This window comes from Crossiella sp. CA198 (assembly GCF_052078295.1).
Classification (GTDB): Bacteria; Actinomycetota; Actinomycetes; order Mycobacteriales; family Pseudonocardiaceae; genus Crossiella.
On sequence record NZ_JBQJIM010000013.1, the window covers coordinates 166,695 to 180,493 of the forward strand.

Genomic DNA, 13,799 nt, shown 5'->3' on the forward strand with positions numbered 1-13,799 from the left:
TCACCGTATCCGTTCATCACAAGGAGACCGGATGCGACGAACGGCTGCACCTGAGTGGACCAGTCGGCCCTACGGTCCGTGCGGACCATAGGGCCGACCATTCACGCTCTGGCGGGTACCAATCCCAGGTTCTCCAGCACCTCACGCGTCGCGGTGGACTTGTTCAGCGTGTAGTAGTGCAGGTTCAGCACGCCCTCGGCGAGCAGCCGCTGGGACAGCTCGGTCGCGATCCGCACGCCCTCCTCGCGCACCGCGGCCGGATCCCCGGCGATCGGGTCGATCCGGGAGAGCACCTCGGCCGGGATCGGGTCGCCGGACAGCTCGGCCATCCGGCGCACGCCCTTGACCGAGGTGATCGGCATCAGGCCGGGCAGCAGCGGGACCTTGCCCACGTCGATGCCGCGCGCGGCCACCCGGTCGCGCAGCCGCAGGAACTCCTCGACCCGGAACACCGTCTGGGACACCGCGTACTGCGCGCCGGCCTCGAACTTGCGGACCAGGAAGTCCGCGTCGACGTCCAGGTCGGCCGAGCGCGGGTGGCCGTTGGGGAAACAGGCCACGCTGACGCAGAAGTCGCCGAGCCCGCGCACCAGGCGGACCAGGTCCTCGGCGTAGGCGATGCCCTCCGGGTGCGGGACCCACTCGCCGTGCGGGTCGCCGGGCGGGTCGCCACGCAGCGCGAGCACGTTGGTGACCCCGGCCGAGGCGTACCAGCCGATGATGTTGCGCAGTTCGGCGATGGAGTGGTTGACCGCGGTCAGGTGCGCCACCGGGGTCAGCGTGGTCTCGGCGGCGATCCGGCCGGTGATCCGGATGGTGCGGTCCCGCTTGGTGCCGCCCGCGCCGTAGGTGACCGAGACGAAGCTGGGTTCCAGGGGTTCCAGATCACGGATCGAGCGCCACAGCTGTCGTTCCGCGTTCTCATCCCCCGGCGGGAAGAACTCCACCGAGAACGAGGGCCGTGCCGAGCACAGCCGATCCACCACCGACGTCATAGGCCAAGGTTACTGGCCGGGCACCCAGGGCAGATCGGTTGTTCCAACAAGTGGATGGCACTTCGCGGGCGGCGACCCGATCGGCCCGATACCAGGTGCGCGAAATGGGAGTTTCACCACCCGGGCATGCGCCGGGGCTGAGGAACACGCAGGATTAAAGGGTGCCCCCACCGCAGCTCATGCTTCATCCGGTCGATCTGGACCTGACCACGCACGTGCACCACGCGCTCCAGGAGTTCCTGGAACAGCGGCGGGCCGAGATCGACGCGATCGACGAGACGGTGGCCGCGGCCATGGACTCGCTGACCCGGTTCATCCTCGACGGCGGCAAGCGGATCCGGCCGACCTTCGCCTGGTGGGGCTGGCGGGCAGGCGGCGGGCGGCCGGAGTCACCGGACGCGCCCGAGGTGTTGCGCGCGGTGAGTTCGCTGGAGCTGATCCAGGCCTGCGCGCTGGTGCACGACGACCTGATGGACTCCTCGGACCGGCGGCGCGGGCAGCCGACCCTGCACGTGCGCTTCGCCATGCAGCACCACGCGGCGGGCTGGGCAGGCACCCCGGACGCCTTCGGGCTCTCCGCCGCGATCCTGCTCGGCGACCTGGCGCTGGCCTGGGCCGACGACCTGCTCTACGACGCCGCGCTGGACCAGTCCGCGCTGGCCAGGGCCCGTCCGGTGTGGCGGGCCATGCGCACCGAGGTGCTGGTCGGGCAGTACCTGGACGTGCTGGCCCAGGCCCGCGCGGCCAACGAGCCGGAGACCGCGATGCGGATCAACCGGTACAAGACCGCGGCTTACACGGTCGAGCGGCCGTTGCACCTGGGCGCGGCGCTGGCCGGCGGGCCCGCGGAGCTGATCGCCGCGCTGCGGGTCTTCGGCACCGACCTGGGCATCGGCTTCCAGCTGCGGGACGACCTGCTCGGCGTCTTCGGCGACCCCAAGGTCACCGGCAAGCCCGCGGGCGACGACCTGCGCGAGGGCAAGCGCACCCTGCTGGTCACCCTCGGTCTGCAGCGCGCCGAGGAGCGTGGCGACCGGGCCGCGCTGACCGCGTTGCAGGAGGCGATCGGCAACCCGGCGCTGGATGAGGCCGGGGTGGACCGCACCAGGGAGCTGCTGCACGAGCTGGGTGCGGTGGACGCGGTGGAGCAGCGGATCACCGGGCACACCGAGGCCGCACTGGCCGCACTGGCCACCGCCCCGATGGCCGAGGAACTGGCGCGGGACAAGCTCGCCGAACTCGCGATCGAGGCCACCCGGCGCGATCACTGAGCATTGCCGTCACCCGGCTGACACGGCACGGAAACAGGATCGCCGGAATTCCCCCTTCCGACTGACCCCTGAATGGAGCGGCGGGACGGGGATTGATGACGTGCGTCTCCTCGGCGCCGATCCCGTGCCAGGCACCGAAGCCGTTGTGGGACCATGGAGGTCGCGATGACCTCCATTCCCTCGCTTCCTCGTTCGAGCGCCGGTGGTGAACCGGTGCGGTTCTCGCATGAGATCGCCCAGGTGCTCGCCGCGCCGCTGACGGTGGGTGCGACGGACATGGCGACGCAGCCGATGATCCGGCCGGAGACGCCAGCGCGCCCGGCTGTGACAGCGCCCCAGCCGGAGCCGGAACCCGCGTCCCAGCCCGAACCGGACCCGGCGCCGCGACCGCGCCCGGTGTCGGTGCGCACGGTGCTGCTGGGCGGGTTCGGCGCCGCGTTGATCACCCTCGGCGGCATCGGCGCCGGTGGCGTGCTGGTGCGCGACCCACTGCTGGCCGACACCGGTTTCAGCTGGCTGCGCTACGGCCACGGCAAGGACCTGGCCACGCTGACCCTCTACGCAGGCCTGGCGCTGATGGTGCTGGCCTGGGTGCGGCTGGGCCGCGACGCCTGGGCAGGCCGGGCCTCCGCCCGCGGGGTGCTGCTGGCCATCGGCGTCTGGACGCTGCCGCTGCTGGTCGCGCCGCCGTTGTTCAGCCGGGACATCTACAGCTACCTGGCCCAGGGCGCGCTGGCCTGGCAGGGCTACGACCCGTATGTGGCCGGGCCGATCCAGCTCACCACCGGGCCGCTGCTGGAGAACGTGAGCTGGCTGTGGCAGAACAGCCCGGCGCCCTACGGCCCGCTGTTCATCCTCATCGCCAAGGGCGTGGTCGCGCTCACCGGCGACAGCATGATCCTCGGCGTGGTGCTGATGCGGCTGGCGCTCACCGGCGGCCTGGTGCTGCTGTGCTGGGCGCTGCCCAGGCTGGCCGTGCGGCTGGGCGGCAAGGCGCCGCTGGCGCTGTGGCTGGCCGCGGCCAACCCGCTGATCCTGGTGCACCTGGTCGGCGGCGCGCACAACGACCTGCTGATGGTCGGCCTGCTCGCCGCGGGCGTGGTCTTCGCCCTGGACCGCCGGTTCGTGCTGGGCGTCGCCCTGGTCACACTCGCGGTGGCGGTCAAGGCCAGCGCGGTGTTCGCACTGCCGTTCCTGGTGTGGATGTGGGCGGCCCGGATGGACGGCTCACCGCGGGTGCGGCTGGGCCGCGCGGTAGCCGCCGGACTGGCCGTGTTCACCGCGACCTTCGCGCTGAGCACCCTGTTCGCCGGGGTGGGCCTTGGCTGGCTCAGCTCGCTGAGCAACTCCTCCGCGGTGATCAACTGGCTGTCGCTGCCCACCGCGGCGGGTCAGCTGGTGCACGGCCTGGTCAGCGTGTTCTTCACCGTCGACGGCGGCTGGTTCCTTGGCGTGGCCCGCACCACCGGCTGGATCCTGCTCTTCGCCTTCGGCCTGCGGCAGTGGTGGCTGGCCAGGGCGGGCGGGGTGAGCGCGGTGCACCGGGCCACGATGGTGCTGCTGGCCGCCGCGCTGCTGTCGCCGACCACGTTCCCCTGGTACTTCAGCTGGGCGCTGGTGCTGGCCGCCGGGTTCGTCTGGTCTGGGCGGGCGGTGGTCGCCGCGGTGGCCGCCTCGGTGTGGCTGCTGCTGGTCACCTATCCGACCGGTGACTCCGCGCTCTACGACTGGGGCTATCTGGCCGGCGCGTTCGGCGTGTCGGCGCTGGCCGCGCTCTCGATGGTGCGGCCGGACCCGCTGAAACTGCGTTCGCGGGCATGAGAAAAGGACTGTGGCGGGTGGCCGCCACAGTCCGACCGACTGGAAGAACTTCTCAGAAAGCCATTGCCTGTGCCCGGCGCTTCACCTCGCGGGAGCGGTCCGAACGCAACGCGCCCACCGGGGTGCCCGGCAACGAGTCGTCCTCGGTGAACAGCCAGCGCAGGATGTCCTCCACGGTGTAACCACCGTCCTTGAGCACGGTGATCACCCCGGCTAGGTGCTTGACCACACCGGTGTCATCAATGAACTCCGCGGGCACCACGAGCACCCGATCGCGGCGCAGGGCCAGCAACTGGCCATCACGCAGCATCTGGTGCACCCGGGTGATCGGCAGGCCGAGGCTTTCCGCGACCGTGGGCAGCGGCAGGACCTCCACCTCGCGCTTCAGCACGTCATCGGCGGCAGGGATCGTACTCACAGCTCATCAGCCTGCCACATTCCGAGTGGGTGTGCGCTGAACCACGGATTGACCCCGCTCCGTACGATCGGGTTGTGCAGACGCGGGGTTCAGTACTGACCGGCACGGTGTTGGAGCGCCGATACCGGGTCGAGGGATTGATCGCGCACGGTGGCATGTCCACCGTGTACCGCGGGCTCGACACCAGACTGGACCGTCCGGTGGCCATCAAGGTCATGGACCAGCGGCTCTCCGGTGACCGGAGCTTCCTGGACCGGCTGGAACGCGAGGCCCGCAGCGCGGCCCGGTTGCATCACCCGTGCGTGGTCGGCGTGTACGACCAGGGCATCGACCCGACGCCAGAGGGTGATCTGGCTTTCATCGTGATGGAGCTGCTCCAGGGCGGCACCCTGCGCGATCTGCTGCGCAAGGAGGGCGGCTCGCTGCCGGTGCCACTGGCGCTCAGCGTGATCGAGCCGGTGCTCTCCGCGCTGGCCGCGGCGCACCGCTCCGGGCTGGTGCACCGCGACATCAAGCCGGAGAACGTGCTCATCGGCAAGGGCGGCGCGGTCAAGGTCGCCGACTTCGGCCTGGTCAGGGCGATCGCCGGGGCGGGCACCACCAGCGACAGCATGATCCTGGGCACGGTCGCCTACCTCTCCCCCGAACAGGTGGCCACCGGCGCGGCCGATGCCCGCAGCGATGTCTACGCGGCCGGGATCGTGCTCTACGAGATGCTCACCGGCGTCCAGCCCTACACCGGCGACACCGCGATCTCGGTGGCCTACCGGCACGTCAACAGCGATGTCCCCGCGCCGGGCCTGGCCAAGCCGGGCCTGCCGCCCGCGCTGGACGAGCTGGTGCTGCGGGCCACCCGCCGCGATCCGGCCCAGCGCCCGGTGGACGCGGCCGCGTTCCTGCTGGCCGTGCAGCAGCTCCGGGAGCAGCTCGGCCTGGCCACCGTGCCGGTGCCGGTGCCGGTCGAGGAGGTCGACGAGGCCGTCACCCAGCAGATGAAGCCGGTGCTGGACGACCCGGAGGCGACCGTGCGCGCCGTGCCGAGGGCCGCCGCGCCCGCGCCCGCGCCGATCGGCCCGCAGGGCACCAGGGCGATGTCCCGGGCCGAACTCCCGCAGTTCGCCCCGGCCCCCGCGGCCGGTCCGCCCACCCCGCCCCGGCCCGCGCCCAGCCTGGCCGAGCAGCGGGCCAGGGAACGGGCGCGCAGCCGCCGCAGCTTCACCCTGTGGATCTCGGTGGTCGCGGTGCTGGCGGTGGCCATCGGCGTGGTGGCCTGGTGGCTCGGCTCGGGCCGCTGGACCCAGGTGCCCGATGTGGCCGGGCAGACCCAGGAATCGGCGATCAGCTCGCTCAAGGCGGCCGATCTGGTGCCGGTGGTCAAGGTCGAGCACCACAACGACGTGGTCGCGGGCACGGTGATCCGCACCGATCCGGCTGGCAAGACCGATGTGCTGCGCGATGAGAACGTCTCGGTGGTGGTCTCCCGCGGCCGCCCGGTGGTGCCCGACATCAAACCGGGCATCAGCCAGATCGAGGCCGAGGTGCTCATCCGGGACGCCCAGCTCGCCCCGCGCCGCGATCCCGGACTGGACGGCTTCAGCTCCGAGGTGCCCGAGGGCAAGGTGCTCAAGGTCGACCCGGCCCCCGGCAGCGCGGTGCAGATGGGCGCGGCGGTGGCCATCGGGCTGTCCAAGGGCGCGGCGCCGGTGAACGTGCCCAACCTGGTCGGCATGACCAAGGACGCCGCCTTCGCCGAACTGCGCCGGGTGGGCCTGGAGCCGTTCGAGAAGAGCCAGGACTTCTCCGCCGATGTCGAGGCGGGCCGGGTGATCTCCGCCGATCCCGCGGTGGGCGCCAGGGTGGCCAAGGGCAGCCGGGTCGGGGTGGTCATCTCCAACGCGATCACCGTGCCCGGACTGATCGGCAAGACCGTCGGCGAGGTCCGGCAGTGGGCCGGGGAGCGCGGGCTGGGCTTCGAGGTGCAGCACGCCTTCGGCGGCGGCGAGGACGCCAGGGTGTTCGGCCAGCTGCCGCCGCCAGGGTCCAGGGTCCGGCCAGGGTCCAAGATCACCGTCAACGCGTTCCCGTAGACCGGCTGGGGAGAGGTCACGCATGATCGGCAGGACCGGCCGGGTCACCGGCCGCATCGGGCCGGGCCTGATCGGCGAGGTGATGCTGGAGATCCGCGGCGGATCCGAGGCCTACTACGCCAAACCGGCTGAACGGGCGGCCACCATCGAGGTGGACACCCGGGTGCTGGTGGTCGATTTCGAGCCGCCGCGGATGCTCTACGTGGAGCCGTGGGAACTGCCCGCGTTCTGAACGGAACCTTTTGCCCGCAACCGGTGTCGTACCGGGTATGACGATGAATCAGACGATTCTGGTCGCGGTTGGTGGGGGCATCGTCGGACTGCTCCTGCTGTTCCTGCTGCTGCGACTGCTGTGGCGGGTGGCGGAGCCGAACGAGGCCATGATCATCTCCGGCTTCGGGGCCAAGGGGACGGCCACCGACGCCGCGGACAGCCTCGGCTTCAAGATCGTGACCGGCAAGGGCACCCTGGTGCTGCCCGGTTTCCAGGTGGCCCGGCGGTTGTCGCTGGACACCCACGCGGCCAACCTACAGATCCACTGCGTGACCAAGCAGGGCCTGCCGGTGACCGTGCGCGCGGTGGTGATCTACAAGGTGGGCGACGACTTCGTCTCCATCGCCAACGCCGCCCGCCGGTTCCTGGACCAGCAGAACACCATGAACCTCACCATCCACGAGCTGTTCTCCGGTCACCTGCGCTCGATCGTGGGCGGGCTGACCATCGAGGAGATGATCCACAACCGGGACGCGCTCACCGGTGAGGTGCGGCAGTCCTCGGCGATCGAGATGAGCAAGCTCGGCCTGGTGGTGGACTCGCTGCAGATCCAGGAGATCGAGGACGAGTCCGGCTACATCCTCAACCTGGGCAAGCCCTATGCCGCGGCGGTGGCCGCCTCGGCCCGGATCGCCGAGGCGCAGCGGGACCAGGAGGCGGCCGAGGCCGAGCAGATCGCCGCCGCGCTCAAGGCGGCCGCACTGCGCGACAGCAAGATCAAGCAGGCGTCCTACCAGGCCGAGATCGACCAGGCCGCGGCCAAGGCGCAGCAGTCCGGCCCGCTGGCCCAGGCCAGTGCGCGGCAGGAGGTCGTGGTGCAGGAGACCAGGGCCGCCCAGCTGGAGGCCGACCTGGCCGAGCAGCGGTTGCAGTCCCAGGTGCGCAAGCCCGCCGACGCCAAGGCGTATGAGACCAGGACGCACGCCGACGCCGAGCGGGACGCGCAGATCGCCCGCGCGCAGGCCGAGGCCAAGGAGACCGAGCTGCGCGCCACCGCGGACGCGACCAGGGTCAAGACCGCCGCGATCGCCGACGCCGAGGCCACCAAGGCCCGCGGTGAGGCCAGTGCGGCCGCCACCCGCGCCACCGGTGAGGCCGAGGCCGCCTCGGCCAAGGCCCGTGGTCTGGCCGAGGCGGAGGCCGCCAGGGCCAAGGGTCTGGCCGAGGCCGAGTCGATCAAGGCACGGGCGAACGCGCTGGCGGAGAACCAGGAGGCCGTCATCGCGCAGCAGCTGGCGGAGAAGTGGCCGGAGATCGTGGCCGCCGGCGCGAGCGCGCTGGGCAACGTGGACCACATGGTGGTGCTCAACGGCGCCGACGGCCTCTCCGACCTGCTGGCCAAGGCGATGACCCTGGGCGGCACCGGACTGGGTCTGGCCCGCACCCTGATGCAGTCCATGGGGACCACGCCTGCGGCAGAAAACACCCCGGACGGCAACACTGTGAAAAATGAGGGTGGCCTGGATCTGAGCAGCTTCCAGGGGCCGTCGAAGTCCTAGTCGCGAGTTTGTGCGGTTTGCCGCCGCGCGCCGCACAACCCGTTCGCTACCCTCAACAGATGCCGGTGGGAGGACCGGCACTGGGGAGGGGGATTCTGTGATGGAACCGTACGACGAGGACAACTCGGGACGTCAGAGCGTCGAGCAGCGGTTCGGCGAACCGGGCTGGGGCAGCACGCCACACCCGGTCGAGCCCGCCGACACCACCAGACTGCACGGCCTGTTCACCGACGTAGCCCATTGACCACCCCCGAGTGTTGGCCGTTCTCGTACACCGAGTTGGCCCAACTGGTACGCCAGCTTGGGCAAACCGGGCGTACGACTTGGGCCAACTCGTGCCACAACGGCCAACGTGCCGTACGACAACGGCCAACACTCGGGTCAGGGTGGTGACTGGCGGGTCTGGACGAAGGCCTCGATCCCGTTGAGCAGGTGGGACAGGCCGAACTCCAGGTCCGGCAGCAGGTCGTCGGGGTCCGGGTAGTCGGCTGGCACGTCGAAGGCGCCGCCCGCCATGATCCCGGCCAGTTCCGGGTAGCGGTCCGGGCGCACGTACCGGCCCAGCGCGGCCGCGTAGGCGTTCGCCACCGGTCCCTCGGCCCCGGCGGAGAGTGGCCGCTGGTCGAGGGAGACCTTGGCCAGGCCCTGCACGGCGGCGAAGACGAAGGTCACCACCGAGACCCGCTCGTAGCCCTCGAAGCCCAGTCCGGCCAGGGCCTTGAGCCCGCCCTCCAGCCAGGACAGCTGGTTCGGCCCCACCGGCGGCCGGTCCACCTGCACCTTGAGCAGCCACGGGTGCCGGTGGCAGACCTGCCAGAACGCCCGCGTCCAGCCTTCCAAGCCGGTGCGCCAGTCCGGCGCGTCGGCCAGCTCGGCTGGCGGGGATCCGATGGCGTGGTCCACCATCAGGTCGATCAGCTGCTCCTTGGCCGGGACGTAGCGGTACAGCGACATCGTGGTGTAGCCCAGTCCGGCCGCCACCCGCTGCATGGACAGCGCGCCGAGACCCTCGGCGTCGGCCAGCGCCACCGCGGCCTCGACGATCTTGGTCACCGACATCTTCGGCCGTGGGCCACGGCTGGGCTGGGCCCGCTCGCCCCAGAGCAGCTCCAGGCTGCGGCCCATCGCCTCGTGCTCGGCTGACATCTCCCACCCATCACTCGCTTGACCCTCATCCTAGAACTGTGTATCAAGTACACAATCAGTGTGCGTGATACACAGTTTGGGGGCGAGATGGCGACGGACGCCGTGATCAGCGTGTCCGGCCTGCGCAAGTCCTTCGGTTCGGTGGAGGTGCTGCGCGGGGTGGACCTGACCGTGCGGCGCGGGCGGATGCTCGCGCTGCTGGGGCAGAACGGGGCGGGCAAGACCACGGTGGTGCGCATTCTGAGCACCCTGCTGGCAGCCGACGGGGGAACGGCCCTGGTCAACGGGGCCGATGTGGGCAGGCGGCCGGACCGGGTGCGCCGGATGATCGGCCTGACCGGGCAGCAGACCGCCCTGGACGGGCTGCTCACCGGCCGGGAGAACCTGGTCATGCTGGGCCGCCTGCACCGGCTGGACCGGCGCACCGCCAAGGCCAGGGCGGCCGAGTTGCTGGCCGAGTTCGACCTGGTCGAGGCGGCGGACCGGGCGGTCAGCGGCTACTCCGGCGGGATGAAGCGGCGGCTGGACCTGGCCGCCAGCCTGATCACCACGCCGCCGGTGCTGTTCCTGGACGAACCCACCACCGGCCTGGACCCGCGCAGCCGCACCACGCTGTGGGCCGCGATCGAGCGGCTGCTGGCAGGCGGCACCACGATCCTGCTGACCACCCAGTACCTGGAGGAGGCGGACCGGCTGGCCGATGAGGTGGTGCTGCTCGACCACGGGCGGGTGATCGCCGAGGGCACCCCGGCCGAGCTGAAGGCCAAGGTCGGCGCGGAACGCCTGGAGCTGACCTTCGGCACCGCCGCCGAACTGGACCGCGCCCTGCGCGCGCTGCCCGGCGAAGTGCTGCGGCACGAGGGCGAGGCGCCCCGGCTCAGCCTCGCCGTGGACGGCGCCCGGCACCTGCGCCAACTCCTGGAACACCTGGAAGCCGCCGGTCTGGAACCCGCTGGCCTGGCCCTGACCCGCCCGAGTCTGGACGACGTGTTCCTCTCCCTCACCGGCGCCCGCCCGGAGTCCGAGCGCATCGGAGGCGCCGCGTGAAATCCCTGTCCTACCTGGTCGACGCCCAGGTGATGATCGGGCGTTGCCTCCGGCACATCGTGCGCAACCCGGAGCAGCTGGCGGTGATGCTGCTGATCCCGACCACGATGCTGATGATCTTCCGGTACATGTTCGGCGGCGCGGTGGCCACCCAGGGCACCAGCTACGTCAACTACCTGATCGCGGGCATCCTGGTGATCAGCGTGGGCACCAACTCGATGCCCACCGCGGTCGGCGTGCGCCAGGACATGGCCGACGGGATCGTGGACCGCTTCCGCGCGATGCCGATGCTCAGCTCGGCGGTGATCATCGGCCACGTGGCGGCCACCGTGGTGCGCACCACGGTGTCCACGGTGGCCATGATCCTGATCGGCCTGCTGCTCGGGTTCCGGCCACAGGCAGGCCCGCTGGACTGGCTGGCGATCTTCGGGCTGCTGTGGCTGCTGGCCGCGGCGATGGCCTGGATCGCGGCCCTGTTCGGCCTGCTCGCCCGCACCGTGGAAGGGGCCAGCGGACTGAGCCTGATCCTGCTGTTCGTGCCCTACGCCAGCAGTGCCTTCGTGCCGGCGCACACCCTGCCGGACTGGCTGCGTGCCTTTGTCGAGCACCAGCCGCTGACGCTGGTGATGGACACCGTGCGCCCGCTGCTGCTGGGGATGCCGACCACCGGGCAGGGCTGGCTGGCGGTGCTGTGGTGGACGGCGATCCTGCTGGTCGTGGCCCCATTGACCGGCCGGTTGTTCCGCAGGCGCACGGCCGGCTGAACGGCTTGTATCCGGATTGGACCACCGCTGTACCTGCCGGGGAGAAGCTCTCGCCCTACCGCGACGGCTGACGCAGGGCCCCGGGTCGCCGCGGCGGCGCCGGCGGCGGCCACCACTGGGGGTTGGCCGCCACCGGTTGCCAGGTCAGCTCGACGCGGCGGCCGGTGCCCTGGCCGCGTGCGGGCCGCCGGTGATCCGCCGCCCGACCAGGAACGCGATCAGCGCGCAGGCCAGGTAACAGCACAGGGCCAGCATCAGGGTGGCCCGCAGGCTGACCGTCTCGGCCAGCACTCCGGCGATCGCGGGCGCGGCGGTGAACGCGCCGTAGCTGCACGCGGTGAGCAACGAGATCGCCGCTCCCGCCGAGTTCCCGGCCACCCGGCCCAGCAGCGAGTAGGCGATCGGGATCACCGGCGAGAGCATCAGCCCGGCCAGCGCCATCCCGGCCAGCGCGAGCCAGGCCGGGCCCTGCCAGGCCACCAGCAGCACGCCGGCCGCGGCGGCGAGGCCGCAGGTCACCAGCACCACCACCTCGTTGCCACCGCGCAGCAACAGCGGCACCGCGGCCACCCGTCCGCACAGCGAGGCCAGGTGGAACAGCGCCACCCCGGCCGCCGCGCCCACGGTCTGGCTCAGGTACAGCGGCACGAAGCTCTGCATCACGCCGTCGCCGAAGAAGCACACGGTGCCCACCAGCACGATCGGCGCGATCACCGCCGCCCGCAACGGAGACCGCCCGGCCACCGGCGCGACGGCCGGGCGCCGGTGCGGCGGGAATCCGGCGACGAGCACCAGCCCACCGGCCAGGAACACGAGCACCGCGGTCACCGCGAACAGTTCCCGGTGCCCGGCCCCGGCCAGCTCGAACAGCACCGCGCCGAAGGCTCCGGTCGCCGCGCCCGCGCTGAACCCGGCGTGCAGCCCGACCATCACGTTGCGCCCGGTGTGCGCCTCCAGATCGCTGCCGGTGGCGTTGGCGGCCACGTCCAGCAGTCCGGCGGCCAGCCCGTAGGCGGCGAAGAGCAGGAAGGAGACCGCCTCGGTCTGCGGGCCGAACAGGAACAGCCCGTAGCTCACCGCGGTCAGCCCGATCCCGAGCACCGCCACCCCGCGCCTGCCCCGCCGGTCTGATATCCGGCCCGCGATCAGCACGGCGATCACGCTGGTCAGCGCGACCGCGGCCAGCCGCGCGCCGAGTGCGCCAGGGCCGAGTCCGTGTTCCCTGGCCAGCGCGGGCAGCGAAGCCGACCACACACCCAGCTGGGCGCCGAACACGGCGAACAACAGGACCGCGGTCACCCGGCTGCCCAGGAATGGATTGTTCAACGCGGTGCGCACCCCGCAAGACCGGGGGCCAGCGCCCGCAGCGGATTGTGGTGGAAAAGCGAGTCGACCGCGTGACCGTAACCGATCCGGCCGAGGTTCTCCCGCTGTTTTCCGATATGCCCGGTGCCCGCCGCGACAATGCCGTCGGAGCGGTACCACAATCCGTTCCCGTCCCGCTGACTCAGGTGTTCCCCGGCCAGGAACGGCTGTTCGGTGTCGTCGGTGATGCCGATGAGCCGGTCCGGTCCCAGGTGGTCCAGGGTGGCGCGGCAGATCTCCAGGTCCACGTGGTCGCCGTCGAAGTTGAGGAAGGGCATGATCCGGTCCGCCTTCGCCGCCCGCACAATGGTCGCGGGCACCGGCCCGAGCAGCCGGTCCAGGTCGGCCTCGTCCCAGGGCTGGGCCAGGAACCCGGCCAGTTCGGCGGCCCGCCCGGCCCGCTGTTCCGGGGTGCGCCAGACGTGCCGGAAGTTGCGCGGCATGTCGTTGAAGAGGTGGTCGGTGAGCACCACGTCCGGGCCTGGCCCGCACACCTGGTGCAGGTAGTCGATGACCGCCTCGGTGCGGTGCGCGCTCAGTTCCGGGTCGGTGTGCCGGAAGTGCCCCAGCGCCAGCCGGACGCCCGAGGCGCAGAACAGATCCACCACGTCCCGGAAGCTCACCCCGGTCTCCAGCTGATCGTCCAGGTCCCCGCCATCGGGGCCGATCACGAGGTAGCTCAGCCCGAGTGGTCCCAGCTCGGCGATGAACTCCCACTCCTGGGCATCCGGCGACCAGATCCCGCGCGGCGGCACGCCGCCGGTCTTGCCCAGCAGCGGCCCCTCCACCGAGAAGCCCAGGATGTGCGGGAATTCGTCCCGGCGGTCCGCGAAACACCGGAGCACCTCGCGGAAACCATCCAGATAATCGCGGGCCAGAAAAACACCCGGCACGACGGACAATCCCCGGGACGCGGCCGCGCGCTCGACGACGGGTAGGTCCCGCCAGCTCATCGAGCTGTAGTCGACGTCGGCGATGCCATGTGTGTGAATCAGCACAGGATTACTCACGAACCCCACTACTAGCGCCGGGGAATGCGCCCGGCAAAGGATTCCCGGCACTGTGTGCACTAATGTGCAGACTAATGTTCGAACACCCGTTTCACCGAACCGA

Annotated in this window: 13 protein-coding genes; 8 read left to right on the plus strand and 5 right to left on the minus strand. The window is 71.2% G+C overall.

The window, feature by feature from the left end:
* Nucleotides 1-101 precede the first annotated feature (101 nt).
* Nucleotides 102-995 carry a methylenetetrahydrofolate reductase gene (locus ACTOWY_RS22655; RefSeq protein WP_441311661.1) on the minus strand — a complete coding sequence of 298 codons (894 nt, stop codon included), beginning with the start codon at nucleotides 993-995 and terminating at the stop codon, nucleotides 102-104.
* Between the two features lie 179 nt (nucleotides 996-1,174).
* Here ACTOWY_RS22655 and ACTOWY_RS22660 point away from each other — a divergent pair, with 179 nt between their 5' ends.
* On the plus strand, nucleotides 1,175-2,266 hold the full coding sequence (locus ACTOWY_RS22660) for a polyprenyl synthetase family protein (RefSeq protein WP_247758909.1): 1,092 nt from the start codon (nucleotides 1,175-1,177) through the stop codon (nucleotides 2,264-2,266).
* Nucleotides 2,267-2,479: 213 nt separating this feature from the next.
* On the plus strand, nucleotides 2,480-4,087 hold the full coding sequence (gene mptB, locus ACTOWY_RS22665; RefSeq protein ID WP_441311662.1) for a polyprenol phosphomannose-dependent alpha 1,6 mannosyltransferase MptB: 1,608 nt from the start codon (nucleotides 2,480-2,482) through the stop codon (nucleotides 4,085-4,087).
* A 52-nt stretch (nucleotides 4,088-4,139) separates the two neighbouring features.
* Here the strand turns inward: mptB and ACTOWY_RS22670 are convergent, their stop codons facing one another.
* Entirely contained in the window at nucleotides 4,140-4,505 is a 366-nt protein-coding gene (locus ACTOWY_RS22670; RefSeq protein WP_441311663.1) for an Rv2175c family DNA-binding protein, read from the minus strand.
* A gap of 74 nt (nucleotides 4,506-4,579) precedes the next feature.
* On the opposite strand from ACTOWY_RS22670, the gene ACTOWY_RS22675 reads away from it, so the two are divergent.
* The 4 genes from ACTOWY_RS22675 to ACTOWY_RS22690 all read left to right on the plus strand — a co-directional run bounded on the left by ACTOWY_RS22675 (nucleotide 4,580) and on the right by ACTOWY_RS22690 (nucleotide 8,608).
* Nucleotides 4,580-6,592 (plus strand): PASTA domain-containing protein, encoded by a 2,013-nt coding sequence (locus ACTOWY_RS22675; RefSeq protein ID WP_441311664.1) that lies wholly within the window; start codon nucleotides 4,580-4,582, stop codon nucleotides 6,590-6,592.
* Between the two features lie 22 nt (nucleotides 6,593-6,614).
* The gene (locus ACTOWY_RS22680; RefSeq protein ID WP_441311665.1) at nucleotides 6,615-6,824 is read left to right on the plus strand and encodes a hypothetical protein; all 210 of its coding nucleotides are present in this window, start codon (nucleotides 6,615-6,617) and stop codon (nucleotides 6,822-6,824) included.
* A gap of 43 nt (nucleotides 6,825-6,867) precedes the next feature.
* Entirely contained in the window at nucleotides 6,868-8,364 is a 1,497-nt protein-coding gene (locus ACTOWY_RS22685; RefSeq protein ID WP_441311666.1) for a flotillin family protein, read from the plus strand.
* 100 nt (nucleotides 8,365-8,464) lie between these two features.
* The gene (locus ACTOWY_RS22690; protein ID WP_441311667.1) at nucleotides 8,465-8,608 is read left to right on the plus strand and encodes a hypothetical protein; all 144 of its coding nucleotides are present in this window, start codon (nucleotides 8,465-8,467) and stop codon (nucleotides 8,606-8,608) included.
* Between the two features lie 137 nt (nucleotides 8,609-8,745).
* On the opposite strand, the gene ACTOWY_RS22695 is transcribed toward ACTOWY_RS22690, so the two are convergent.
* On the minus strand, nucleotides 8,746-9,510 hold the full coding sequence (locus ACTOWY_RS22695) for a TetR/AcrR family transcriptional regulator (protein WP_441311668.1): 765 nt from the start codon (nucleotides 9,508-9,510) through the stop codon (nucleotides 8,746-8,748).
* Nucleotides 9,511-9,597: 87 nt separating this feature from the next.
* Between ACTOWY_RS22695 and ACTOWY_RS22700 the strand changes: the two genes are divergently transcribed.
* Together ACTOWY_RS22700 and ACTOWY_RS22705 are read left to right on the plus strand one after the other, a co-directional pair.
* Nucleotides 9,598-10,557 (plus strand): ATP-binding cassette domain-containing protein, encoded by a 960-nt coding sequence (locus ACTOWY_RS22700; RefSeq protein WP_441311669.1) that lies wholly within the window; start codon nucleotides 9,598-9,600, stop codon nucleotides 10,555-10,557.
* A complete protein-coding gene (locus tag ACTOWY_RS22705) occupies nucleotides 10,554-11,321 on the plus strand; it encodes an ABC transporter permease (protein ID WP_441311670.1) in 768 nt (255 codons plus the stop codon). The genes ACTOWY_RS22700 and ACTOWY_RS22705 overlap by 4 nt, the downstream gene beginning before the upstream one ends.
* Before the next feature lie 144 nt (nucleotides 11,322-11,465).
* On the opposite strand, the gene ACTOWY_RS22710 is transcribed toward ACTOWY_RS22705, so the two are convergent.
* Both ACTOWY_RS22710 and ACTOWY_RS22715 read right to left on the minus strand, forming a co-directional pair.
* A complete protein-coding gene (locus ACTOWY_RS22710) occupies nucleotides 11,466-12,647 on the minus strand; it encodes an MFS transporter (RefSeq protein ID WP_441311671.1) in 1,182 nt (393 codons plus the stop codon).
* Entirely contained in the window at nucleotides 12,644-13,684 is a 1,041-nt protein-coding gene (locus ACTOWY_RS22715) for a hypothetical protein (RefSeq protein ID WP_441311672.1), read from the minus strand. Before ACTOWY_RS22715 ends, ACTOWY_RS22710 begins: the two co-directional genes overlap by 4 nt.
* Nucleotides 13,685-13,799: the final 115 nt, after the last annotated feature.